Source organism: Vibrio phycocola, from assembly GCF_053850235.1.
On the sequence record NZ_JBSQDJ010000011.1, the window covers coordinates 105,388 to 130,941 of the forward strand.

At 39.2% G+C, this 25,554-nt stretch carries 22 protein-coding genes; 11 read left to right on the forward strand and 11 right to left on the reverse strand.

The genetic code is table 11. The features are described 5' to 3' along the window. Nucleotides 1-73: 73 nt before the first annotated feature. Nucleotides 74-1,015: an ADP-glyceromanno-heptose 6-epimerase gene (gene rfaD / locus ACWU4D_RS15110; RefSeq protein WP_456052275.1), complete on the reverse strand. Its 942-nt coding sequence runs from the start codon at nucleotides 1,013-1,015 to the stop codon at nucleotides 74-76. A gap of 368 nt (nucleotides 1,016-1,383) precedes the next feature. Here rfaD and ACWU4D_RS15115 point away from each other — a divergent pair, with 368 nt between their 5' ends. Genes ACWU4D_RS15115 through ACWU4D_RS15140 form a run of 6 tightly spaced genes read left to right on the forward strand, consistent with a single transcriptional unit; the run spans nucleotide 1,384 to nucleotide 7,968 of the window. Continuing rightward, nucleotides 1,384-2,145 (forward strand): ABC transporter permease, encoded by a 762-nt coding sequence (locus ACWU4D_RS15115; protein ID WP_456052276.1) that lies wholly within the window; start codon nucleotides 1,384-1,386, stop codon nucleotides 2,143-2,145. After that, nucleotides 2,145-2,900 (forward strand): ABC transporter ATP-binding protein, encoded by a 756-nt coding sequence (locus tag ACWU4D_RS15120; protein WP_456052277.1) that lies wholly within the window; start codon nucleotides 2,145-2,147, stop codon nucleotides 2,898-2,900. The genes ACWU4D_RS15115 and ACWU4D_RS15120 overlap by 1 nt, the downstream gene beginning before the upstream one ends. Beyond that, nucleotides 2,900-4,645 (forward strand): glycosyltransferase family 2 protein, encoded by a 1,746-nt coding sequence (locus ACWU4D_RS15125; protein WP_456052278.1) that lies wholly within the window; start codon nucleotides 2,900-2,902, stop codon nucleotides 4,643-4,645. Before ACWU4D_RS15120 ends, ACWU4D_RS15125 begins: the two co-directional genes overlap by 1 nt. Beyond that, nucleotides 4,638-5,795 (forward strand): UDP-galactopyranose mutase, encoded by a 1,158-nt coding sequence (gene glf, locus ACWU4D_RS15130; RefSeq protein ID WP_456052279.1) that lies wholly within the window; start codon nucleotides 4,638-4,640, stop codon nucleotides 5,793-5,795. Before ACWU4D_RS15125 ends, glf begins: the two co-directional genes overlap by 8 nt. Before the next feature lie 52 nt (nucleotides 5,796-5,847). After that, nucleotides 5,848-6,762 carry a glycosyltransferase gene (locus ACWU4D_RS15135; protein WP_456052280.1) on the forward strand — a complete coding sequence of 305 codons (915 nt, stop codon included), beginning with the start codon at nucleotides 5,848-5,850 and terminating at the stop codon, nucleotides 6,760-6,762. 15 nt (nucleotides 6,763-6,777) lie between these two features. After that, on the forward strand, nucleotides 6,778-7,968 hold the full coding sequence (locus tag ACWU4D_RS15140; protein ID WP_456052281.1) for a class I SAM-dependent methyltransferase: 1,191 nt from the start codon (nucleotides 6,778-6,780) through the stop codon (nucleotides 7,966-7,968). A gap of 96 nt (nucleotides 7,969-8,064) precedes the next feature. Here the strand turns inward: ACWU4D_RS15140 and ACWU4D_RS15145 are convergent, their stop codons facing one another. Continuing rightward, nucleotides 8,065-9,972, reverse strand: a complete 1,908-nt coding sequence (locus ACWU4D_RS15145; RefSeq protein ID WP_456052282.1) for a polysaccharide biosynthesis protein — start codon at nucleotides 9,970-9,972, stop codon at nucleotides 8,065-8,067. Between the two features lie 167 nt (nucleotides 9,973-10,139). Between ACWU4D_RS15145 and ACWU4D_RS15150 the strand changes: the two genes are divergently transcribed. Together ACWU4D_RS15150 and ACWU4D_RS15155 are read left to right on the forward strand one after the other, a co-directional pair. Beyond that, entirely contained in the window at nucleotides 10,140-11,084 is a 945-nt protein-coding gene (locus ACWU4D_RS15150; RefSeq protein ID WP_456052283.1) for a UDP-glucose 4-epimerase family protein, read from the forward strand. After that, nucleotides 11,077-11,625 carry a sugar transferase gene (locus ACWU4D_RS15155; protein ID WP_456052284.1) on the forward strand — a complete coding sequence of 183 codons (549 nt, stop codon included), beginning with the start codon at nucleotides 11,077-11,079 and terminating at the stop codon, nucleotides 11,623-11,625. Before ACWU4D_RS15150 ends, ACWU4D_RS15155 begins: the two co-directional genes overlap by 8 nt. A 58-nt stretch (nucleotides 11,626-11,683) precedes the next feature. On the opposite strand, the gene cysN is transcribed toward ACWU4D_RS15155, so the two are convergent. The 6 genes from cysN to ACWU4D_RS15185 all read right to left on the reverse strand — a co-directional run bounded on the left by cysN (nucleotide 11,684) and on the right by ACWU4D_RS15185 (nucleotide 18,388). After that, on the reverse strand, nucleotides 11,684-13,093 hold the full coding sequence (gene cysN, locus ACWU4D_RS15160; RefSeq protein ID WP_456052285.1) for a sulfate adenylyltransferase subunit CysN: 1,410 nt from the start codon (nucleotides 13,091-13,093) through the stop codon (nucleotides 11,684-11,686). 44 nt (nucleotides 13,094-13,137) lie between these two features. Continuing rightward, a complete protein-coding gene (locus tag ACWU4D_RS15165; RefSeq protein ID WP_456052286.1) occupies nucleotides 13,138-14,115 on the reverse strand; it encodes a DHH family phosphoesterase in 978 nt (325 codons plus the stop codon). Further along, a complete protein-coding gene (gene cysC, locus ACWU4D_RS15170) occupies nucleotides 14,115-14,756 on the reverse strand; it encodes an adenylyl-sulfate kinase (protein ID WP_456052287.1) in 642 nt (213 codons plus the stop codon). The genes ACWU4D_RS15165 and cysC overlap by 1 nt, the downstream gene beginning before the upstream one ends. Continuing rightward, a complete protein-coding gene (cysD, locus tag ACWU4D_RS15175; RefSeq protein ID WP_456052288.1) occupies nucleotides 14,756-15,670 on the reverse strand; it encodes a sulfate adenylyltransferase subunit CysD in 915 nt (304 codons plus the stop codon). The genes cysC and cysD overlap by 1 nt, the downstream gene beginning before the upstream one ends. An 84-nt stretch (nucleotides 15,671-15,754) precedes the next feature. Further along, the gene (locus tag ACWU4D_RS15180; RefSeq protein ID WP_456052289.1) at nucleotides 15,755-17,482 is read right to left on the reverse strand and encodes an SLC13 family permease; all 1,728 of its coding nucleotides are present in this window, start codon (nucleotides 17,480-17,482) and stop codon (nucleotides 15,755-15,757) included. Between the two features lie 318 nt (nucleotides 17,483-17,800). Continuing rightward, nucleotides 17,801-18,388, reverse strand: a complete 588-nt coding sequence (locus tag ACWU4D_RS15185; RefSeq protein ID WP_456052290.1) for a YjaG family protein — start codon at nucleotides 18,386-18,388, stop codon at nucleotides 17,801-17,803. Between the two features lie 124 nt (nucleotides 18,389-18,512). On the opposite strand from ACWU4D_RS15185, the gene ACWU4D_RS15190 reads away from it, so the two are divergent. From ACWU4D_RS15190 to ACWU4D_RS15200, 3 genes are all read left to right on the forward strand, one after another. Next, complete coding sequence (locus tag ACWU4D_RS15190) at nucleotides 18,513-19,439, forward strand: D-2-hydroxyacid dehydrogenase (RefSeq protein WP_456052291.1); 927 nt, start codon at nucleotides 18,513-18,515, stop codon at nucleotides 19,437-19,439. Nucleotides 19,440-19,774: 335 nt separating this feature from the next. Continuing rightward, nucleotides 19,775-20,047 (forward strand): HU family DNA-binding protein, encoded by a 273-nt coding sequence (locus ACWU4D_RS15195; RefSeq protein ID WP_456052292.1) that lies wholly within the window; start codon nucleotides 19,775-19,777, stop codon nucleotides 20,045-20,047. Between the two features lie 48 nt (nucleotides 20,048-20,095). Further along, the gene (locus tag ACWU4D_RS15200; protein WP_456052293.1) at nucleotides 20,096-20,776 is read left to right on the forward strand and encodes a DUF1481 domain-containing protein; all 681 of its coding nucleotides are present in this window, start codon (nucleotides 20,096-20,098) and stop codon (nucleotides 20,774-20,776) included. Nucleotides 20,777-20,855: 79 nt separating this feature from the next. Here the strand turns inward: ACWU4D_RS15200 and purD are convergent, their stop codons facing one another. The 3 genes from purD to manA all read right to left on the reverse strand — a co-directional run bounded on the left by purD (nucleotide 20,856) and on the right by manA (nucleotide 25,354). Continuing rightward, complete coding sequence (gene purD, locus ACWU4D_RS15205) at nucleotides 20,856-22,145, reverse strand: phosphoribosylamine--glycine ligase (protein ID WP_456052294.1); 1,290 nt, start codon at nucleotides 22,143-22,145, stop codon at nucleotides 20,856-20,858. 128 nt (nucleotides 22,146-22,273) lie between these two features. Further along, entirely contained in the window at nucleotides 22,274-23,863 is a 1,590-nt protein-coding gene (gene purH, locus ACWU4D_RS15210; RefSeq protein WP_456052295.1) for a bifunctional phosphoribosylaminoimidazolecarboxamide formyltransferase/IMP cyclohydrolase, read from the reverse strand. A gap of 291 nt (nucleotides 23,864-24,154) precedes the next feature. Then, nucleotides 24,155-25,354 (reverse strand): mannose-6-phosphate isomerase, class I, encoded by a 1,200-nt coding sequence (manA, locus tag ACWU4D_RS15215; RefSeq protein WP_456052296.1) that lies wholly within the window; start codon nucleotides 25,352-25,354, stop codon nucleotides 24,155-24,157. Nucleotides 25,355-25,554: the final 200 nt, after the last annotated feature.

Sequence of the window (25,554 nt, forward strand, 5' to 3'; positions counted from 1 at the left end):
TAAAAAACAATAAATACTAATGCGTAATGTTAAGCATAGTATAAGAATTGAAAACCAAGAATATAGTTAAATCTTAAGAGTTAATAATTTGTAAGTATTCTGAGACACCTTCTGAGACAGACATAAATTTAATGTCACATCCAGATGCACGTAGCTTAGTTAAGTCGGCTTGAGTAAATTCTTGATACGCACCTTTTAAGTGCTCTGGAAACGGAATTGTCTCAATCTGGCCATGTCCATGATGTTCAATGACGGCCTTAGCAACTTCATTAAATGATTCGGCGTTGCCTGTGCCTAAGTTAAATATGCCAGAAACCTTATTTTGCATAAACCAGAGATTTACCTCGGCAACGTCACCTACATAAACAAAGTCTCGTATAAAGTGCTCACTGCCAGCAAAGAGTTTTGGGTTTTCGCCTGCTTTCATTTGATTATTTAAATGGAATGCAACGGATGCCATAGAGCCTTTGTGATTCTCTCGCGGTCCATAAACATTAAAGTAACGAAACCCTGTTATTTGCGATAATGTTTCTCCATGCTGTTCGGCATCAAGCCATAAGCGACGAACATAATTGTCAAATTGCTGTTTGGAATAACCGTAAACATTGAGCGCACCTTCATATTGAGACTCTTCAATGAAAGTATCGGTCTCTCCATAGGTCGCTGCCGATGATGCATAAAGAAATGGGATTTCACGGTCAAGGCAGTAATGAAGGAGTTCTTTTGAATACTCATAGTTGTTGAGCATCATGTATTTGCCATCCCACTCTGTAGTAGCTGAACATGCTCCTTCGTGGAAAATAGCATCAATGGGACCAAAGTCGTCACCCGCCATTATTTGCGTCAAAAAATCGTCACGATCCATATAATCTGCTATGTTTAAATCGACAAGATTTTTGAATTTGTGGCCATTTTTAAGATTATCGACAACCAATATGTCATTGATACCTTTGTCATTAAGTGCTTTAACGATGTTGCTGCCAATCATGCCAGCGCCGCCAGTTACTATGATCATAGGTTTTCTCGCAATTGTTTGAAATTTATGAATATCATTATAGACTCATCTGCTCGAGGATGAAATCACAAATAGTCGGCACGAAACTTGAAAGAGTTATAACACTATAGAATTAAGTGTTAATGTTTTGACACAGAAGCTAGTTAAGATGGATGTTTTACTAGTTATTTGCGTTGTAGGAGTTGGGCCTAAGGGCGGTAGCGTTAGCATAATTGTTATTTGTATTAGTAGCCTAAAGTTAGTCTAGACCAGTTATTCATTTTAGGTATTTTTAGTCTTAATTATTTATACTAATAATATTTTTAATTTATAAAGTGGTTTTATTTATTCACTAAAGGTTTAAGTATATAATATATCCAGAGGTTTTAATGAATTTTCAGTATTATATTGATTTGATTTTAATTTTGACAAAAAAAGATACACAAGTAAGATATAAGAATAGTGCTTTTGGATATATTTGGTCAATCGCTAACCCTATTTGTTTTTCTCTAATTTACTTTATTGCTTTCAAAGTTATAATGAAAGTGCCAATTGATAATTACCCTACTTTTTTACTAACAGCTTTATTTTCTTGGCAATGGATAAATAACTCAATAAATAATAATTTATATATATATATGGCAAATTCTCAGGTGATTAAAAAAATGAATTTCCCTCGGTATTCATTGCCACTTTCAAGTATATTGATGGAGTGTCTGCATTTTATTGTAACTATACCAGTGATTTTTATACTTTTATACTTTAATGATATATATCCAACTATAGATTGGATATACGGGATTCCGCTACTTTTAATGGTCCAGATTATAATGCTATTAGGGATTTCATTAATTTTTTCTTCTCTCAATCTTTTTTTTAGAGATATTGAAAGGTTTGTTCAGTTAAGTATTGTTATGCTCTTTTATGCAACTCCAATTTTATATTCTGAAAGTATGATACCTAGTGAGTTCAAAATCATTCTAGATTTGAACCCGTTCTCATATCTTATTCTTAATTGGAGAGGTGTATTTATCGATGGTCATTTTAATATTACATACTTTATTAACACCTTGAGCTGGAGTTTGGTTTTTATTTTTCTTGGAGCATGGATTTATAATAAAACAAAGTACAAGTTTGCTGAGGTACTATAGTGAAAACGAGTCGTAGTAATTGTGCCATCGAATTTTGTGATGTTACTAAGTCATACCCACTTTATCACCACATTAGTATGGGGTTAAAGGGGCTGATTTTTAATCCTCAAAAAATTAAGTCCTTTTTAAAGGATAAAAAATTTACTGCAATAGAAAATGTGTCATTTTCAGTTGAAAAAGGTGACTGTCTAGGGATCGTAGGAAAGAATGGTGCGGGAAAAAGTACATCATTGGGCTTAATGGCTGGAGTTATAATACCATCCAATGGAATAGTAAGAGTAAATGGGAGGGTCGCTGCAATGTTGGAGTTGGGGGGAGGATTTCATCCAGATCTAACAGGTAGGGACAATATATATCTAAATGCTATTTTACTTGGATTAACAAAACACGAGGTTGATCTGATAATAGAAGATATTATTGAGTTTAGTGAACTAGGTGAATTTATAAACGAGCCAATAAGAATATACTCAAGTGGGATGTTGGCCAGGTTAGGATTCTCTGTAATTAGTAAGATTGAACCAGATATTATAATTATAGATGAAGTCCTTGCTGTAGGAGATTCTTCCTTTCAAAAAAAATGTTTAGATGTAATTAAAGATTTCATAAGGAAAAAGATTACAGTTGTTATTGTATCGCATAATATTGATGATATTAGAAAGCATTGTAATAAAGTAGCATGGTTTGAAGAACATAGATTAAAAGTTTTCGGTAATAGCTCAGATGTTATTAAACAATATGAAGAGAGAAATAATTAATGAAGATACAATCACTATTATTCCCCAAAATAGAATTTCAGCCTGATTTTGAGTTGTACTTCAATGAGAGTGGTTCCGGAAACTACTATTACTTCAGTGATGGCCTTGTGATAAGCAAAAGCAATTCAGTATCTTTCAACACTTACTATAATGCTTTTTTTGTTAAACCTTGGCTTGATAATACCCTTGTTAGAGATTTTATATATACAATAAGAGCTTATGGACGATGTATTTTATCGCTATGTAATATTGACAAAACAGGTAATGATAAGGTCGTTTTTCAGAGTGAGTATAATTTTGATGGTCAAGAAGAGGTAGACATAAATTTATCCGGAGATGAAAGTGGTTGTTTTTATATAAGAATCACTGCAATAGATGAAGTTAAAGTCATTGGGGGAGAGCTCTCAACTAAAGTTACTCCTCTAAATAAAGTAAACCTTGGGATAGTAATAACACATTTTAATCGGTCTGATTACGTAGTTCCTGCTATTAGAAGAATAAAAAGTGAACTTTTAGACGACGAGGAATTTGGTTCTTGTACTAATCTTTATGTAATAGATAATTCTAAAAATATTGGTTTAGATAATTTATATCATGGAAGAATTAAAATTATTAATAATAAAAACTTGGGTGGATCTGGTGGGTTCACTCGTGGACTTCTTGAATTAAAAAAGAATAAGTTATTTTCTCATTGCTTATTTATGGATGATGATGCGTCATGCGAGATTGATTCAATTAAACGTACTATTGCGTTTTTGATGTATTCAGGAAGTGATACAGCTATATCAGGATCGCTATTTAGAGAATTAGAAACAAGTCGTTTGGTGGAAAAGGGTGCTATTTTTTCAGGCATGGCTAAGCCTCTATCTAACAATTTTAATATGTCAAATCAAGGTGATCTGATATTAGCCGCTGAATGCAATGCAACACCAAACTATGGAGCGTGGTGGTTTTTTGCTTTTCCTATCAATAGTGTTAAATATTTTCCATTCCCATTTTTTGTCCGGGGAGATGATATTCAGTTTTCGTTACTTAATAAATTCAATATTACAACATTGATGGGCGTAGGCTGCTTTGGAGATGACTTTGGATTAAAGAGTAACCCAATGACTAGGTATTTGGACACTCGTCATACGTTGGTTCAGAATATTGCTGTTGAAGGACTTTCCTATATCGACATAGTAAAGAACACAGGAAGGTTTTTCTTTGGGGCTCTATTTGGATTTAATTATGATAGTGCCCGGTGTGCTTCTTTGGCTATTCAACATGTTTGTTTAGGAGTCAATTTTTGGTCTAAAAACATAGATATGTCTGAGATAAGGAAATACATTAATACGAATTATAATAGTGAGAAAATGGTTGATATTTCCTTAGAGGAATTAGATATTTTATCCTTCCCTATTTGTGAAGAGAGTAGAGTTAGGAAGTTGGTCCGTATTTTTACTCTTCAGGGGTTTTTATTACCGAAGATAATGCTAAGAAAGAAAATATTATTACAGCCGAAGCACTCTAGTGTAGAGCTTAGGGCTACGTTTCGAGCTAGTAAAATATTACATTACTACGCTCCGTATAAAAAAGGTTATATATCTAAGTATGATAGAATCAGGTTTTTTAAAGAACTGTTTTTTTATTTAAAGCAACTTATTAAATTGAGAAAAGAGCTTAAATCACTACGTCAGGAATATAAGCTTGGTTTGAATGCTTATACCTCTGAAGAATTTTGGAAAGGGATCTATAATGATTAAAAAATTAGCAATGGTTGGAGCGGGATTCTCATGTGCAGTTATAGCTAGAGAGCTTGCGGAAAAAGGGCATAAGATTGTTATTTTTGAAGACAGAGAGCACGTAGCTGGTAACTGTTATTCAGAGCGAGATATAAGCACGAATGTTATGGTTCACACATATGGCCCGCATATATTTCATACTGATGATGAAGAAGTATGGGATTACGTGAACAAATGGGTTGAGTTTAAAACCTATGTAAACCGTGTAAAAACAACATCAAAAAACGCAGTTTATTCCTTGCCCATAAATCTACATACAATCAATCAATATTTCGGGAAAACCTTGAGCCCAAAAGAAGCTAAAGAATTTATTGAATCTATCGCAGATACTTCTATTGTTGAACCACAAACATTTGAAGAGCAAGCGATGCGTTTTGTAGGTAAAGACTTTTATGAGGCTTTTTTCAAAGGTTATACTCAAAAACAATGGGGAGTACACCCATCCACTCTCCCTTCAAGTATCTTAAAGCGATTACCTGTGCGTTTTAACTATGATGACAATTACTTCAATCATAAATATCAAGGAATGCCAACCAACGGTTATACAGAAATAGTGGAAAAAATCTTGGACCATCAAAATATCGAAGTGAGGTTGTCGAGCCGGTTTGAGAAATCAATGGAAGAGCTGTTTGATCATGTGTTTTACTCTGGTCCAATAGATGCTTATTTTGATTACCAGTATGGTCGTCTAGAATACCGAACTTTGGATTTTGAATCAGAAATTCATGAAGGTGATTATCAAGGTACAGCTGTTATGAATTATGGTGATGTAGAAGTACCTTTCACTCGAATAACTGAGCACAAATATTTTTCTCCTTGGGAATCTCATGATCGTACAGTGATTTATAAAGAATATAGCCGTTTAGCAAAGCCACAAGATACTCCTTATTATCCAATTCGTTTTGCTGGAGGTGAAGGTGTTGAAAAGTTAGCAAGTTATGTTGAGCTCGCGAAGCAACAATCCAAGGTAACCTTTGTTGGGCGTTTAGGGACGTACCGGTATTTGGATATGGATGTAACTATCAGGGAAGCACTCGACCTTGCTCGTGAGGCATCAGGGTTGTTAGAACAATCTAAAGCAGTTCCTGCATTTTTCGTTGAAGTTATTTAAATACTATAGAGTCTTATTATTATTTCTGGCTCTAACTATTAATAGGTTTTCTGTGACTAAATTAAATATTGCGGTAGTTCTGGTAACGTTTAATCGTTGTGAGATGCTTAAAGACAACCTTTACTCGCTCAAGGAACAAGGCTCTTTAACGTATTTTATCATTGATAATAACAGTTCAGACAATACTAAAGAGGTTGTTGATAATTTTTCTTCAGTTATTACAGACGAAGTATATTATTTCAATACAAAGGCAAATCTTGGTGGCGCTGGTGGTTTTGCCATTGGGTGTGAAAAAGCACTTGCATCCTTAAAAAATTTTACTCATTTGTGGTTGTCTGATGATGATGTCAAGTTTTCCCCGAATTGCTTAAGTAAATTAACGCCTTATATTGATGAAAAAACCATTTTACAACCTATGCGCTATGCTCTTGATGGAACTAATGCTGAAGCATCATCTACATTAATTGACTTAGATTCTGTATTTATTTTAAATCACAAACGAAACTCAGTCATGGATACCGACTGGGCTCAAGCACAGAATCCATTTGATATCGAAAATATACCATTCGAAGGGCCTTTAATCCCTAGAGAGGTATTTGAAAGTATTGGTATTCCAGATAAGCAATATTTTATTTTTAGTGATGATTTAGATTTCTCTTTGAGTGCTTTAAGGAAAGGATTCGATATAAAATGTATTCCAGAAGCAAAAATGATTCGTTTGCGGCCAGCTGAACCAAACTATAAACCTACAGATTGGAAAAGCTATTTTGTATACCGTAATTTTTTCCATATTCATAAAAAATTTGGTAATAACTGGTATGTTCGCAATCGCCCATATTTATTAGCTTTACTAATTATCATATATTGCTTATTTACGTGGAATTTAAGCGGAATTTCTATAATTAGAGATGCGTTATCGGATGGCATGTCTGATAATTTTTATCTTAATGAAAAATACATCCCATAACATATAGGAAATATTATGCGAATCAGAGAGTTTATTTTTAATCAATTCCAAAAAGAGGTGATCGATTTAGATATATCAAAATTAATTTCCTATCCTAGTAATAGAATGAATTTTTTTGATTTTGACGATGTTCTTGAAAATCAAATTATTCATACAAATAGTCCTGAACTAATTATAGAGAATTACTATGGAAAAATATATGTATTTTTAGATATAGAGCTGAAAGATGCTATATGTAGATTTCGGGTGACTACTAATGATCCATCATGCGATATTCATGACATAGTGCTTTATCCAGGAGTTAATAGGGTTAGATTGTCTATAGATAATGAATCATATCATACGTTATGTGTTGATTTTAATTTTTTAAAAAAGGGTCAGTTTCGAATTAATAATATAAAATTTTTTAAATATAAATACTTCTCTTTACCAAATTGCCTACCAACCCCTAATTTTGTAGAAAAGTATAATGAGAAATTCGATTTAGATGATGTGTTTTATCTAAACTGTCCAGAGCCACATTCACATGAACGCTTTATCCATATATTTCCTCATATTAATATAGATGATAATATCACTACACTAGATATTGGTGCCGGTGGAGCACCAATGTTTAGTGACTACTTAATTTCAAAATCTAATATGCAGGTAGATCTTTTAGTCTATGGTGAGGATGATTGTAGACGCGCCAATAGATTAATTGAAATGAATAATATATCGAGTAATTATTCAGTTGTGGAAGGTGATATCCTAGATAGTAATGATGGTGCGAAAAAATATGACCAAATATTATTACTCGATGTATTAGAACATATTGAAGATCATGTTTTATGCTTATCTAATATAGCAAAAATGATGTCAGATGAATCCAAACTAATTATTAGCGTTCCTAATAATAACTATTCAAATATTTTTGGCGATGAATTTAACGATTATGTTGGCCATGTTAGAGATGGGTATAGCAAAGAACAAATCTTAAATGTTTTACAATCTTCTGGGTTTAAAATAAATGAAATGAAGTATTATGGAGGAAATAATAATGATTTTTATGAAAATTATTATAAGAAAAATAAGATTTGGAATGAAAATATACGATTTCATCAAGAAAATTTTGAATTAGTTCGTGATAATATGAACTTAAAAGAGGTTTATGACTCAGCTAATGCTATTAGCTTGTTAGCTATTTGTTCGTTGAGTGATGCTTAATCAATATCTAAATAAAATATGATTTTGGTTTTTAGGAAGGATATAAAATATAGTTTCCTGAGAACCATTATTATTGCTAATAATTTACTTAGTTCACTATTCTTCCTCCCTTGCAACACGTCGTCTATCATGTCGCTCTACTTGCGTAACTCTATAGCCTGTTGGTGTTTCTAGGAGAATCTGTTTGATACACTCCACATCAAACTCATGACAACAAATATCGAGTTTGCCTAAAAGGATCTCCATTTCTTGCCAAGTGAGTTTTTCTTCAGTTGCAGTCATGATTTTTTGATGACTTGTCCCTTCAACATTGTCACCAATTAAAAGCTCTTCATATAGCTTTTCGCCAGGTCTTAAGCCACTAAATTGAATTTCGATATCACCGCTATCGCTGAGGCCATGGAAGTATTCTTTCATACCCATGAGATTAATTGTCCGCTTGGCAAGATCCAAAATTTTTACTGGCTCTCCCATATCAAGTACAAATACTTGTCCGCTTTTTCTCATCGCACCTGCTTGAATAACAAGCTGTGAAGCTTCGGGAATAAGCATAAAGTAACGAATAATATCAGGGTGGGTTACGGTAACTGGACCACCTTGACGAATTTGAGTTTTAAACAAAGGAACAACAGAGCCAGATGAGCCTAAAACATTCCCGAAACGTACCATACTAAATAACGTATCTGTTTGTTTATCAGATAAAGCTTGAAGGACTAATTCAGCTAAACGTTTACTTGCCCCCATGACATTGGTTGGTCTCACCGCTTTGTCAGTTGAAATTAAGGTAAAGTCTTTTACTCCTGCTTCAATGGCGGCATTGGCACATGCTAGGGTACCAAAGACATTATTTCGGATACCTTCTACAATATTATCTTCGACTAATGGTACGTGCTTATATGCGGCGGCATGGTAAACAGTTTCAATGTTATGCGCCTTCATTAAGCGGTATACACGGTTTTCTCGTTGTACTGATCCTAACGCTGCGACAATATTTGTTTTTAATCCTTGGCGTTTTTTAATACCTTGAAGCTCTTGGTCGATTTTATATAAGTTATATTCATTGAGCTCGAATAAAAGCAGAGTTTTCGGCTGTTGAGATAAAACTTGACGGCATAATTCCGAGCCAATTGAACCGCCTGCACCAGTCACTAGAACGCCTTTATTAGAGACACACTTACTAAGTAGCTCAGGATTTGGATCAACCGCCTCTCGACCGAGTAGGTCAGAAATATCAAGATCCTTGATTTCGGTTGCACTTGCTTTACCTGTCGCGATATCTTCAACACAAGGGACGGATTGAATTTCGATTGGCCAAGCAGCAAGTTCATCCAATAGCCTTAAACGTTTACCTTTACTGATGTTGTTAATCGCGAGTAATAGTTTCACTGGACGATATAAATTGCTGAGTTCTTCGAATTCACTTGAATGATGAACTCGTGAACCAAACATGATTTGTCCAACTTTAGTGTGGTCATCATCTAATAGAATAACTGGGTGATATTCACCACCTTGAACTAAAGAGTAAGTGAGATCTCTGCCGGTCGCACCAGCACCATAAATGAATACATTGGGTTTATTTCGCTTATAAGTGTGGTAATAGATTGTTCGAATAAAAATACGTGGCCCACCAAGTGCTAAGATGGCTAACCCAGCGTAGATAAAAGGGACACTTCGAGGAAGAAAGGCTTGGAAAATAAACCCGCTAATTGCTAGGACTGCTGTCGAAATAAATACCGAGGTGAATATGTTACCTATGGCCGGAAGCATCATATAGCGTAAAACTGCGCGATACATGCCCATTTTTACAAATGTCAATATTGTAACAGTGACTGTAACAACTAAAGTTAAGTATTCGGGAAAGGCGAAAGTAAAATCAAATCCATCAATACGTAATGCATAAGATACAATCAATGCAGTCATGATTGCCACAATGTCGTATAAAATGGAAACTAGCCGTTTGTTTTTTCGCTTAGCTGACAGTAATAATTTTATTGGTGAACGCATCGCTACATCATTCTTATTATGTTGGTTAATTAAGTATCATTTTATAATATATTTAACTGATACTTTATATCAGTCTACGCGTTAACCTGTTATAGAATCAAATGTAAAATGTTAAATCACGAACAAATCTCCTCTTTTTTAAACACTTAACACATATTAGGGTAATTTTGAAAGTATTAGTTACAGGTTGCAATGGGTTTGTTGGGAACCGGCTTGCTGAAATAGCCAAAGAAAATGATCATCTTGTGTTGCAACATCAACGCCGAGCAGCGGATACAGCTGATTTACATTGTGAAATTGATGCCGATACCAACTGGATGTTAACTGGGCTTAATATTGATTGCGTCGTGCATTGTGCTGCTCGAGTTCATCAAATGAATGAGACTGTTGAGGAGGCCAAGTCTGAATATCAACGAGTTAATGTTGACGGTACTCTTAATCTTGCACGACAAGCAGCTCAAGCAGGCTTAAAGCGCTTTGTGTTTATTAGTTCTATTAAAGTTAATGGAGAATTTACTTTAATAGATAAGCCATTTACTGAAGAGGTCGAGCATAGTCCTGAAGATCTCTATGGTCTTAGTAAGTACAACGCGGAGCTAGGGCTACGAGATATTGCACGAGATACTGGACTTGAAGTGGTTATTATTCGCCCCCCATTAGTGTATGGACCTGGAGTAAAAGCTAACTTCGCTGCGATGATCAATGGACTGAAAAAAGGAATGCCGTTGCCGTTCGGTGCCATTAATAATCAACGTAGTCTGGTGTATTTAGATAATTTGATCGATTTTATTCTATGTTGTTCTCATCATCCCAAAGCTGCGGGAGAAACATTCCTTATTTCTGATGGAAGTGATGTTAGTACGACTCAATTGTTGCAGGCAGTTACTTTTGAGCTAGGAAAACCGTCTCGATTAATTCCCGTTCCTGAGCGTTGGTTAGAGAGCCTGTTGACTCTAGTTGGAAAGAAAGCGATTAGCCAGCGTTTGTTAGGTTCACTGCAGCTCGATATTACTAAAGCAAGACAGTTATTGGAATGGAACGCGCCTGTTTCATTTGAAGACGGCATAAAGAAAACAGTAGCAGCACATATATCAGGAGAAAAGCGTGATTAGAGTACTAGATTTTTTGTTTGCACTGTGTGGATTGCTGTTGCTTTGGCCTGTAATGATCGTGATTTTAGTGGTTGGCTGGTTTGATACGAGAGCGCCTGTATTTACTCAAGTAAGGGTAGGTAGAAAGCAGCAGCCGTTCACGTTAATAAAATTTCGCACCATGCCAATTGCAACTCAATCGGTTGCGACGCATTTAGTTGGTGCTAATTCCGTGACTAAGCTCGGCCAGTTTTTGAGAAAAACCAAGTTAGACGAGTTACCTCAGTTGATTAATGTTCTAAAGGGCGAAATGAGTATTGTTGGCCCTCGTCCATGTTTATTTAATCAAGAAGAGTTGATTGAAGAGCGTGAAAAGCGCGGAGTATTTAATGTCCTTCCGGGGATTACTGGGCTTGCTCAAGTCAATGAAATTGATATGTCGACACCGGAATTACTTGCTGAGTGGGACCAGAAAATGATTCAGAGTTATTCGTTAAGACACTATTTTACATATATTATTCAGACGGCGACCGGAAAAGGCGCTGGTGATAGGGTAAAATAAAGCCGAGTTAACAACTTAACTCGGCTTTTGATATTGCTCTACTATTTAGCTGGGCGGCTTATATTTCGCTACAGCCCCATTCAGGGAAGTGTTTGCGAACATAAGCATTGAGGTCTTTTTCAGACTGCGAGTAGATACGAGCAGGCTCTTCACCAGATTGACCAATATGCTCAATCATACCTGCGCCAACGGTAACGTTGGTGTGACGGTCGATGATAATAAACGCGCCAGTTTGCGGCAGTGCTTGATATTGGTCGAGGGCGACGGAGTCAGTAAGACTAACGCTCGACAGACCGATTTCATTGAGCTCTAACTGCTCACTATTCTCTGCATGCTGCTCAAGCGTATTCACATCCACTTTATAAGGGATAGCTGACACCTTACCCGTGCAGGATTTAGTCGCAAACTTGAACAGATATTCTTTATGAGTGCGTAATGGGTTTTCACTCATCCAAACAACATGAGCATCAAACTTCTTCGTTACCACTGACTCATGGCCAGTATGAACCAACATATCACCACGAGAGACATCAATTTCATCTTCTAACGTTAATGTTACCGCTTGCCCAGGTTGAGCTTGAGGCAACTCACCATCGTAGGTATAAATTGACTTAACTCGCGATTGCTTTCCTGATGGCAGTACTGTGATGTCATCGCCGACTTCAACAATGCCAGAGGCTAAGGTGCCGCAGAACCCTCTGAAATTGAGGTTTGGACGGTTAACGTACTGAACAGGGAAACGCATTTTTTCCAGGTCTTTGTCTTGATCTACTTTTACGGTTTCCAGGAGCTTCATTAATGTCGCACCAGGGTACCAATCCATGTTCTCACTTGGTGTGACGACATTGTCACCCAGAAGTGCGGAAATCGGTACAAAGCGAATGTCATCAATATTGAGCATTTTCGCCATTTCACGGTAGTCAGCTTTAATTTTCTGATACACATCTTGGCTGAAATCCATCAAGTCCATTTTATTGATGGCAACGATAACGTGCTTAATGCCGAGTAAGCTACAGATATAGCTGTGGCGACGAGTTTGGGTTTGAATGCCATAGCGCGCATCAACCATCACAATTGCTAGAGAGCACGTTGAAGCGCCCGTTGCCATGTTGCGAGTGTACTGCTCATGTCCAGGGGTATCGGCAATGATAAACTTGCGCTTGTCGGTTGAAAAATAGCGGTAAGCCACATCGATGGTGATGCCTTGCTCACGCTCAGATTGAAGACCATCAACCAGTAGGGCTAAATCGAAGTCCTGGTCAGTGGTATTGAATTTTTGCGAATCTTTTTCAATCGCGGCCATTTGGTCTTCGTAAATTAACTTACTGTCAAAGAGCAAGCGCCCAATGAGGGTCGACTTTCCATCATCTACGTTTCCGCAGGTAAGAAAACGAAGTAAATCTTTATTTTCATGAACCTTTAAATAGGCTTCGATATCTTGAGCAATCAATTCTGATGAGTGTGACATCTTAGTTCCTTTCTTTTTATTCGATTGAAGTCAGAGTCGTAATATTAAACTGACTCTGACAGTCGATAATATTGGCTTAATACCGCGATAAAGCGTGCTTTATCATTAAGTGGTAATGCATTAATTCCAGCTGCGGCTTTACGTCCGCCACCGGTGTCAAATTGAGTACAGACCTCATCAGCACCAATACGGTTGTTCAGTGGCGCTCGTACGCTCACGGTGTAATCGGCTTGGTTTTGGTTTAGGGTCAATACAGCGTGAGCTAAATCGGGTGACTGGTTGGCCAGTTCATTGCCAAACACACCACTAATTCGTCTTGCCCAGGCTTCACAAGGCAACTCAAACACTTTACAACTGCTGTCTTCACTTACCGGTGTTAAGGATGCTACGTTTTGATAATCTTGCGCATACCCTTTTTGTAAGGTGTAAAACGGAGACTGGTTGTCGTCACGCAGCATAAATGGATCTGGATAGCTCAGCAGGTGAGTAAACAAATCCGTCGGTGCGATATGCAAGTCATCTTCGCTGGCACCGTAACCGTTGTAGTTAATGAGTGTTCCTAGCTCGCAAAGAAAATCGATATCAGATTGACTAAGCCCTTGAGTTTCTGCGATGGCTTGAGCACGCGCATTGAGGTTATCGCCAAATGCAGCCGCTAACGCCCAGTTGACATATTGGCCTTGCAACTTCTGATTGATTAGCAAGGATGTACAAACTTCCGCATCAAGATTAATCAAGGTTTCCAAATTGTCTGACTCTGGCACATCACCGGTTCGGTGGTGGTCGCAATAAAACACAGGGACATTGGCATCAAGCAGCGTTTGAAGCGGCGTCAGGTTCTTCTCCATCGAAATATCGAGGGTGGTCACCGATGTTGCATCGCCAGCATCAACAACTTGATTGAGGAGTTTTATATCGCGTTTCACCCCAGTAATCAGCTGGCTCTTTTTGGGCTCGGCAAGGCGCAATTGCAGTAGTGCAATAATGCCATCGGCATCGCCATTGAACACATCGTAATGCATTAGTCCTGCCCCTTCAGATAACCCAACTCATCAAGCTTCGCAACCACCTGCTCTGCACAGGCTTCTATTGAAAGCTCAGCCGTTTTTATGTGGATTTCTGGCGTAACGGGAGCTTGATATTCCGAATCAATACCGGTGAAATGTTTAATTTCACCGGCGCGAGCTTTTTTGTATAAGCCCTTAGGATCTCTGGCTTCACACACTTCGATAGGCGTATCAATAAACACTTCTAAGAATTGCCCGGCATCAACCAATGCTCGAACTTGCTCACGGTCAGCGATAAAAGGTGAAATAAACGCGGTGAGTACGATGTTTCCTGCGTCGACAAACAGTTTGGCCACTTCACCGATACGGCGAATGTTTTCGATACGGTCGTCATCACTAAAACCTAGGTCTTTGTTAAGGCCATGACGGACATTATCGCCATCAAGTAGGTAGCTATGCTTACCCAAGCTCATTAGCTTGCTTTCAACCGCATTGGCAACCGTGGATTTTCCAGAGCCACTTAATCCCGTAAACCACAAAATAACAGGCGTTTGGCTTTTCTGCGCGGCGCGGTCTTGATGGGTCACAGTGGTGTTGTGCCACACGACATCATCACTCACGCTGTCATTTTGTTTTAGTTCATAAGGGGAGCTCATTAGAAGTACCCTTCACGCTTTTTCTTCTCCATTGAGCCAGAGCTATCATGGTCAATGGCGCGGCCCTGACGCTCAGAGGTCGTCGTCAGTAGCATTTCTTGAATGATTTCAGGCAGTGTTGTCGCTTCTGATTCTACCGCGCCAGTTAATGGGTAGCAGCCCAAGGTGCGGAAACGAACCATTTTCTCTTCAACCACTTCGCCTTCTTTTAACTCCATGCGCTCATCATCAACCATGATCAACATGCCATCACGCTCAACAACTGGGCGAGGGGCAGAAAGGTATAAGCCTGGAATTTCGATTTGCTCTAGGTAGATGTATTGCCAAATATCAAGCTCCGTCCAGTTGGACAGTGGGAAGACACGAATACTCTCGCCTTTGTTGACCTTGCCGTTATAGACATTCCAAAGCTCTGGACGCTGGCTTTTCGGGTCCCAGCGATGATGTTCATCACGGAAAGAGTAGACTCGCTCTTTGGCACGAGATTTTTCTTCATCACGACGAGCACCACCAAATGCAGCATCAAAACCATGCTTATCCAACGCTTGCTTTAGGCCTTGGGTTTTCATGATGTCTGTGTGCTGTGAGCTGCCATGAACAAAAGGACTAATGTTCATCGCTAACCCTTCTGGGTTTTGGTGAACGATTAATTTCATCCCTAATTTTTCCGCCATATAGTCGCGGAATTGAATCATTTCTTTAAATTTCCATGTCGTATCAACATGCATTAATGGAAATGGAGGGATGCCGGGTGCGAACGCCTTTTTTGCAAGATGAAGCATTACCGAGGAGTCTTTACCCACCGAATAAAGCATCACTGGGTTATCAAATTCAGCCGCCACTTCACGCATAATGTGGATTGATTCGGCTTCTAGTTGTTTTAAGTGCGTCATACGCGCAGGAGAAAGTGTCATTCTTAGCTTCCTAGTTGATGTTCGGCTATAGGGTTATTTTAATATTGTTGCGTTATAAGTAAATAGACCCATAAGAACTTAAAATTATAAGTACATATAATTAAGCATAGTAAGCACGACCGTGCCATAAATAAGGCTGATCGGAAGCCCTATCCGTATAAAATCTTGTAGGCGGTAGTGACCCGCACTGTAAACCATTAAATTAGTCTGGTAACCATAAGGGCTAATAAAGCTGGCACTTGCTCCAAATGCGACAACTAATAGCAAAATTGGAGGTTCAAGCTGTAGACTATGTGCTAGTTCAAGAGCAATAGGGAACACGAGTGCCGCTGCTGCATTATTGGTGATGAGTTCAGTTAACAACCAAGTAATAATGTAGACGATAATTAGAGCCATCAGTGGAGAGAAATGGCTTTGATGCAATATTATCCAGTCTGTTAGAGGCAATAATGCCCCCGAGCTTTGCAGTGCTTTTGATAGCAATAGTGCCGATCCGATGATTAACCAAATGGATCTCGGTAAGCGCTGCATTATCTCATTGGCTGAAAGGCTCCCACTTATTAACAGTAGACCAAGAAAAATAACTAAGCTTTTAAATAGAGGAACGATGCCGATAGCTGCTAAGACTATGGCTCCGATAAACCCAAATACTGAGAGCTTTTCTTTGTATCCACTGAGTAATTGCTCTGTTTCTATATCGGACACTAAGTAAAAGTTCTTGTGTATATTACGGCGACTTTTAAAGTCATCACCCACAGCTAGTGTTAGATAGTCACCTACTCGTAGCGTAACATCACCTAATTTACCTGATAACGTTTCTCCATCGCGACGAATTCCTACGACCGCGGCATCAAATAGTGCTCGAAATCCAGCCCGTTTTAGGGTTCTGCCAATAAGAATGCTGTTGGGACGGATAATAACTTCGCTTAAGTTTGAAAGCGGTAACCCATTTTTACTCGCAAAGGAGACCAAACCATCAAATTGATTGAGGAGAGTGACTTTTTTTATATCGCCACTAAAAATCAGCCGATCATTTGATTCAATAATTTCGTGAGGTGCGACAGGAGTAATTAAGCGGCCATCTCGAAGAATTTCGACGAGAAACAGAGATTCCAAATTCCTTAACCCGTTTGCTTCGATGGTTTTATCAATTAAAGATGAGTTGGGTTGAACTTTAAAGTCGACGAAATAATCAGAAGCCGTTATTTGCTCTAGTTGATGATCTGGTAGTAAATGTGACAGTAGAAATAGTGTGAATCCACATACAATGACAACGACAGAACCCACTAACGTAAAGTCGAAAAAACCAAATGCAGGTAACCCAGCATCTATTACCATACTATTTACGATTAAATTGGTGGAGGTTCCTACTAACGTTAATGTACCGCCAAAAATAGCCGCATAGGACAACGGCAATAGCAGTTTGCTTGCTGGGTGATGACTGTTGTTTCTCAGTGGTGCGAGCATGGTGGAAACGACAGCGGTATTATTGAGTACTGAAGAGGCAAGGGCGGTGAAACTAAATAGGCGCAACCATGTGGATAGATAGCTAGGGCGAATTATAGCTCTGGCGAGGATACGAAGAAGTTTGGTTTTCTCAAGTGCAAGCGAGCATACCATTAATAGAATAAGAGTGAGCAATCCTTGGTTTGAAAAGGCAGAGATGAGTTGATCGCTTGTGGTGATGCCAAGGAGCAATAATATGAGAAGCAATCCACCAAACACACGTTCAGGGTATGCTTGAAAGCGAACAAGTCCCACGATAGTGGCGAGAAAAAGGACAAGGACTAAGTAAGAGTGATTCAACTGCATATCTCATTCATAAACTGTGCGACCAAATTGATTTAAGGCTATGCCTAAATAAGAATCATAGCGCATCAATAACGTAACTCTAAAGTATCAATGATTACAACTTATACTTTAACTAACTAAGGTATTCTTTATCGACAAAAGCTAATTTGTTTGGGGGAGATCGTAAATTGTCAGGAAGTGTTTGATAGTTATATGATTTAAAGTCTAATCATGATGACCTTTTCTAAAGGTTACCGTTATACTTTTGTATATCAATGGATTCGTTATGACACTAAAATCCATTGATAGCTTCAACTGCTCGGTAGTTTACAGATTCAATTAGAGTTCAATACCGATGTTGCTTGCTGCGGTATCTTTCAGTTCATCGCGAAGGTCTTTCATTAGGTCGACATCGCGAACTTCAGCGTCTTTCAATGGACGGTAAATGGCCCATTGAATGTCCCACTCTTCACACACCGCTTCATTATCTTTTTGATTGTTATCAGAGATTTCGATTCCTTCGCGCGCTTCTTCGACTTGGGCAACGGTACGAGCAGAAATTTGGCTAACCTTTTGGACCGATTCTATGAGTAAGTCTCTGTCGAGTAGGGAGTGAAGCAATGTTGATAAAGCTTCGCAAGAATCAATAGCTGGGTAGACAAGGAAAATATCAGTTTCCTCAGGGCTAGGGATTAAAGTTTCAAGTTTCTCTAACTGTTTCTCAAAGTTAATCTTTGCGGTTTTTACAGTCAGAATCTCCCAAACGGCATCAAGGATATTTCGATAAATTCTAGCTTCGGCATAGTGAGTTTGTTGACAAAACAGAACGTAATTTGGATACATGCGTTCACATAGACACGCCATAAAGGTAATCTGTTGCCAAGGTTCTAATTTCTCAAGGCGAATTTGGATTGGGTTTCTTAACATGGGCTCATTATCATGAAGTCTAAGGACTTGCGCAGTGTACTTTATTACCCCTGACTACCTCAAGGTGAGTTTGCCACTCTCATCAAGAGAATGTGTTGAGTGATTTAATGGAAAAGGAGAGAGCATGAAAGGAATCAAAGATAAGTTCTACTTACTGACAGATGCCAATGAAGAGTATCAAACTGAACTTAAGCAATATGATTTACCGGGGTTGGAGCAAACCGACATTATGAATGAAGCAACGGTTGTGATTGCAGATCCCCCGTTGGCTGCATTGCACCTAGATAAATTTGATAAACTAGAATGGTTACAGTCCACTTATGCTGGTGTTGATAAATTGATGCTGCCTGAATTAAGGCAAGATTATACGTTAACAAATGTTAAAGGAGTCTTTGGGCCATTAATTGCAGAGTATGTTATTGGATATTTGATTCAGCACTATCGTCATTTTCAGCAGTATCGTGAGCACCAATCGCAACAGCAATGGTCACCAATGCCATATCAAAGTTTACAAGGTAAGCGTATGGTGATTTTAGGTACAGGAGTGATAGCTAAGCACTTAGCGAAAGTTGTTGCTCCGTTTGGTATTGATGCAATTGGTATTAACCGTTCTGGAATTCCGCCTAAGGACAATACATTTTCGGCTATTTATCATTTTTCAGAGTTAGAAATGGCATTGAAAAGTGCAGATATTGTGGTGAGTACGTTGCCTAATACTCCGGAGACGAAACACATGCTTAATCGTGAATTCTTTAGTTGGTGCGACAATGTTGTCCTGTTTAATGTTGGGAGAGGTGCCAACTTGGCTGAAGATTCATTAATTTCCGCTATAGATTCTGGTCAAGTGGGACACGCGTACCTTGATGTATTTGAGCAAGAACCATTGAATTCCCATCATCCATTTTGGCATCACCCAAACATTACCATTACACCACATATTGCAGCGTTGAGTTTTCCTCGTCATGTTATCAAAATATTTGCGACGAGCTATCAACGCTGGTCAATGGGACAAATGCCACAATTTGTCGTCGATTTTTCCAAAGGATATTAAAATGAGACTGAGAGATTATAGAGAAACTCTCAGCTTTATTGATTATCACACGGTGTATTTTGGAAGAAATTGCTCTAAATGTTATGAAAAAAACAGACTATTTCATTAATGATTTATTTTAGGCTCAGGTTTCGCCAAACTCATTGACACGTAAGATCTTTTCATTGATTAAGTTCTATTTGGTGTTAGTGGTATAAAAATGTGATATCTGCCTCATAATGTGGTGAAGTTTTAAATATTAAAGCAGATAAAAAGAGACAAACCTTTGCAACTCAGGGGCTTTATGATTTAGAGTAGTTCAAGTTCTAAAACTAACATATCTAAAGGGAAACCTAATGAACAAGACTCAGTTAATCGATTTTATCGCAGAAAAAGCAGATCTTTCAAAAGTACAAGCCAAAGCAGCGTTAGAAGCAACGCTAGGTGCTGTCGAAGGCGCTCTTAAAGAAGGTGACCAAGTTCAACTTATCGGTTTCGGTACTTTTAAAGTAAATCACCGTGCAGCTCGTACTGGCCGCAATCCTAAAACAGGTGAAGAAATTCAAATTTCAGCGGCTAATGTACCTGCTTTTGTAGCCGGTAAAGCGCTGAAAGAATCAGTAAACTAATCCAGTTTCTACGCCAAAGTTTGTCTTAATTTTGGCGTATTCCTGTTTATGAACAAACACATCTATTTTCTGCCAACACTACTCATCTCTACTGTCTTAATTGGTTGTTCTTCAAGCGATGGTCTTGAAAAACAATTGCGTACGTATACTGGCGGCAGCCGTATGGGTGATGCGACGAGTTTCTTTTGGTATACCGAAAACTTTTCATTGCCCTATGAAGGTTCTGATTACGTTACTTCAACCAATGACCAATGGTATCAAACTCATTATCGTTGGCTCGAGAGTAATGTGAGTGAAATCGTACGTGAAGGCAGTGTGATTGTAGATGATAAATTGGTACCGTTTTCTTTGAATCTACGTTTTAACTCGAAGGGCGAAGCTGTTTATCAGCAATATCGTGTCGATAGAAAAGTGAAACCGCTACAGGCGAATGCACTAAAGGCGTATTTGAAACAAGCGGAAGCTATTGCTGAAACAACAAAAGCTCAAAGAGGGTTGGCGTTAATTCAGGGGTATTGGGACGGAAAACAATTTGAAACCTGCTCTGGCGAGGAATACGACAAGCTCGAATTTAATAAAACCTTACCGAGTTTTGTGATCGATCGTTTAGCCAACGTCGATAATTATCTTGCATTTATGGGGTCGGTTAAAATTGGTGAAGCATACATTGAAGAATTATTAATGCTTGCTGATGATGGTCATGATTGTGTGAAGGCTTTCAAACCATAGATTTGTTATTCTAGGCAGAGAATATTCATAAAAACCGAGATAATTGATTATCTCGGTTTTTTCTTATCTGAATTAAACTCTATTTCTCAGAATTTTCTCGAGCGATTGCACGGTAGCCAATGTCAGAGCGGTAGAAAACGCCATTCCAATCAATTTGTTTGGCGAGTTCATAGGCTTGTTGTTGAGCTTCTGAAACCGAGTTACCAAGAGCTGTAGCGCATAGAACACGTCCGCCATTAGTTACAACATTGCCATCTTTCTCAGCGGTTCCAGCATGGAAAACTTTCTTCCCTTCAATCTCCTGAGTTGGGAGACCTGAAATGATATCGCCTTTCGCGTAGTCAGCAGGGTAGCCACCAGCAGCAAGTACGATGCCGATTGATGCACGAGGATCCCATTTAGATTCAACTTGATCGAGCTTGCCTTCTAATGCTGCTTGGCATAGTTCAACCATATCCGATTGCATACGCATCATAATAGGTTGAGTTTCAGGATCACCAAATCGGCAGTTGTATTCAATCACTTTCGGCGTACCTTGAGCATCGATCATTAGTCCAGCATATAGGAAGCCTGTATATGGATTGCCTTCTGACGCCATACCTTCCACTGTTGGGTAGATAACGTCTTTCATGATGCGGTCGTGAATTTCTGGAGTCACGACTGGGGCTGGCGAATACGCACCCATACCACCAGTATTTGGCCCAGTGTCTTTATCACCCACTCGTTTATGATCTTGGCTGGTGGCCATCGGCAGTACATTTTTGCCATCGACCATGACAATAAAGCTCGCCTCTTCACCATCAAGGAACTCCTCGATAACAACTCGGCTTCCTGCTGAACCAAACGCATTGCCTGCAAGCATATCTTTAATGGCGTCTTCGGCTTCTTCTAGCGTCATCGCAACGATAACGCCTTTACCTGCCGCAAGTCCATCGGCTTTTACGACAATTGGCGCGCCTTGTTGACGAACATAAGCAAGTGCTGGCTCAATTTCGGTGAAATTCGCATATGAGCCAGTTGGTATGTTATGACGAGCCAAGAAATCTTTAGTGAACGCTTTTGAACCTTCCAGCTGTGCCGCGCCTTGAGTTGGACCAAAAATCGCTAAACCTTGAGTTTGGAATGCATCAACCACGCCAATAACAAGAGGGGCTTCAGGGCCGACAATCGTCAGTTCAACATTCTCTTTGGCAAAAGCACTAAGGGCATCAATGTCTTCAACAGCGATATTAACGTTTTTCACTTTTGCTTCAAGAGCAGTACCTGCGTTACCAGGAGCAACAAAGATAGTCTCGACAGATGGGTTTTGAGCTACTTTCCACGCAAGAGCGTGCTCACGCCCACCTGAACCAATAATTAATACATTCATTTTTTAATTCCTTTCCGCATCGCCATTATTAAAACAGTCTTGCATTAGATTCTAAAAAGTCTCTATTCGTAGGAATAGAGACTATCAAATAATATTCATCGATTTACTAGAATTCGATAATGAATAAATTAGTGACGGAAGTGGCGCATTCCCGTAAAGATCATTGCCATACCGTGTTCATCAGCAGCAGCAACAACTTCATCATCGCGCATCGAACCACCCGGTTGAATCACACACTTAATTCCTGCTTCAGCAGCGGCATCAATACCGTCACGGAATGGGAAGAAGGCATCAGATGCCATGACGCTACCTGCAACTTCTAGGTTTTCGTCTGCAGCTTTAATGCCCGCAATTTTCGCAGAATAAACACGGCTCATTTGGCCTGCACCAACACCGATTGTCATATCGCCTTTCGCGTAAACAATCGCATTTGATTTCACGTATTTTGCTACTTTCCAGCAGAATAGCGCATCTTTTAATTCTTCTTCAGTTGGCTGACGTTTTGAAACCACTTTAAGGTCATCAAGTGAAACCATGCCTTGATCGCGATCTTGAACCAGTAAGCCACCGTTAACACGTTTAACTTCAAAACCAGTCGTTTTCGCTGACCATTCACCACATTCTAGTAGGCGCACATTTTTCTTCGCAGCAACAACAGCAATTGCTTCAGCTGAAATCTTAGGCGCGATAATCACTTCAACGAATTGACGATCAACAATAGCTTGCGCTGTCGCGGCATCTAACTCTTGGTTGAAAGCAATAATGCCACCAAATGCAGAAGTTGGGTCGGTTTGATAGGCGCGGTTGTAGGCTTCTAGAATATCTTTCCCAAGTGCAACACCACATGGGTTTGCGTGCTTAACAATCACACATGCCGGCTCAGCAAACTCTTTAACACACTCTAGCGCGGCATCGGTATCTGCGATGTTGTTGTAAGAAAGCGCTTTGCCTTGAATTTGAGTTGCCGTAGAAACTGACGCTTCTTCTGGGTTGCCTTCAACATAAAAAGCAGCCGCTTGGTGGCTGTTTTCGCCGTAGCGCATATCTTGCTTTTTCTCGAACTGCATATTGAATGTGCGTGGGAATTTACTCTCTTCGTCACCTTCTTTGTTGTCCCCGTAAGAAGGAACTTTAGTGCCGAAGTAGTTTGCAATCATGCCATCGTAAGCAGCAGTGTGTTCGAATGCTGCAATCGCTAAATCAAAACGAGTTTCAAGTGTTAACGATTTTTCGTTACTGTCCATTTCAGCAATAACACGGTCGTAATCACTTGCATTAACCACAATCGCAACATCTTTATGGTTTTTCGCCGCAGAGCGAACCATGGTTGGGCCACCAATATCGATGTTTTCAACCGCATCCGCTAACGTGCAGCCTTCTTTTGCGACTGTTTCTGCGAATGGATAAAGGTTAACCACCACAATATCAATTGGGCTAATGTCGTGTTCAGCCATTACTGCATCATCTTGGCCGCGACGACCTAATACACCACCGTGAACTTTTGGATGAAGAGTCTTAACTCGACCATCCATCATTTCTGGAAAGCCAGTGTAGTCAGATACTTCAGTAACAGCGATGCCTTGCTGCGCGAGTAAACTAGCGGTACCGCCAGTTGATAGGATATCTACACCACGGTCAGCAAGTGATTTTGCAAACTCAACGATTCCTGTTTTGTCTGATACGCTGATAAGAGCGCGACGAATTGGACGTGCATTCATGCTTCCATTTTCCTCAAATTCACGGAGTTAAAGTAACTGGGTTTTTCGAAAATTTTGTGGCGCGTATTTTAACGAATTTATCTTTAAAAAGCTCGCGCAATCGTTTGGCATTGGTAAAAAAATACAAAATGGACTGAAATACAGAAATTTTATGGTGGAAATATTGAGAGCGAGCTCTCTTCGAATAGGTATGAAAGGTAATAAAAAGAACTGAGAAACGAGTACTGCCGGAGTAACTTGGTTGGCTTATAAGTTCAGCACAATTCAAGACTCCGGCGACTGAGTGTCACTTTAGTTATACACTCTTGCCACTCGTGCTTTTGAGGTTAATGTATAACTGTCAGTTGCCGCAGGAATAAAGACCGATTGACCTTTCTCAATGGTAATTGTTTCACCGTTAGTGTGCTCTAGTGTTGCGCTATCATCGATGGCAAAAACAATTTCAGCACTAGCCACTTTGATGTGTGTTTGGCTTGCGGTTGGATAAATAGAAAACCGGAAGTCATCAACAGGGATAGGGTAATTGAATTCGCCTTGATCTTCGATGGCATCAACCAGCAAGGTAGACGCAGGTTTAGCGGCAAACGACGTGCATTTTGACAGCTCTTCAATATCAATGTGTTTTGGCGTTAAACCAGCACGTAAGACATTATCTGAACTTGCCATCACTTCTAATCCAGTGCCTCTTAAATAGGCATGGGGAGTACGCGCATCCAAATACATTGCTTCCCCAGGTTGAAGGGTAATGTAATGCAGCATCATCGGAGCAAATAAGCCAATATCTCCAGGGTATTGCTGAGATAAATCAAGTAGAAGTGCGGGTAAACGTTCGTTACGATTGTTTGTCGCGTACGTTAATAACTCACTGATAGCTTGAGTTTTGTCTTCACCATTTAGGGACAATAGTGAAACAAAAAAATCTTTGAGGCCTGTTTCGGCTTGGTTATTTTTGAATGCTTCGAACAACGGCTTAATGCTAGTAAGATCGGCTGCATCAAAATTAGCAATAATGTCTGCGTATTCACGGAAGCCATTTAGCGCATCATACTGAGTCAATGCATAAACTAATTCAGGTTTATGGTTGGGATCTTTATAGTTACGATTTGCTGCTCCAAATTCAATACCAAGCTCATTCTCGCGAGCATAGCCGATTTCAGCTTCTGTTTTACTTGGGTGAACTTGAATAGATAGCGCACTATTTGCGGCGAGTACTTTAAATAGAAAAGGGAGCTCATCGAAGCGTTCAGCACTTGCAGAGGAAAGAAAGTGAGACCGATTTTCAGCGATTAGTGCGCTTAACAATTGCTTGCCTTCATCAACAAATACTTTGGAGCATCCTCCGGGGTGCGCACCCATCCAGATTTCCGCTTGAGGCTCATTCTTTGGGTTTGGTTGATCGAACAAACGAGCGATAGAATCTACGCTTCCCCATGCGTAGTTCTGGATAACATTATCCATCAAATAAAAACAGGGAGTGACCTTAGTATTCATATACGTCTCTAAGAAATTTATAAAATTTTTAATCTACGTATAAGGTTAGCTTAATTTGGACATTAGGTTAATGATATTACGACTAGTTTTTCAATGAAGGGTAACGATTGTGGCGTATATTCTCAATTTCGACATTACACTAACTGGTTGATATTAAAAGAGACAAGACTATTAGTCTTGTCTCTTTTTATATCACGTAT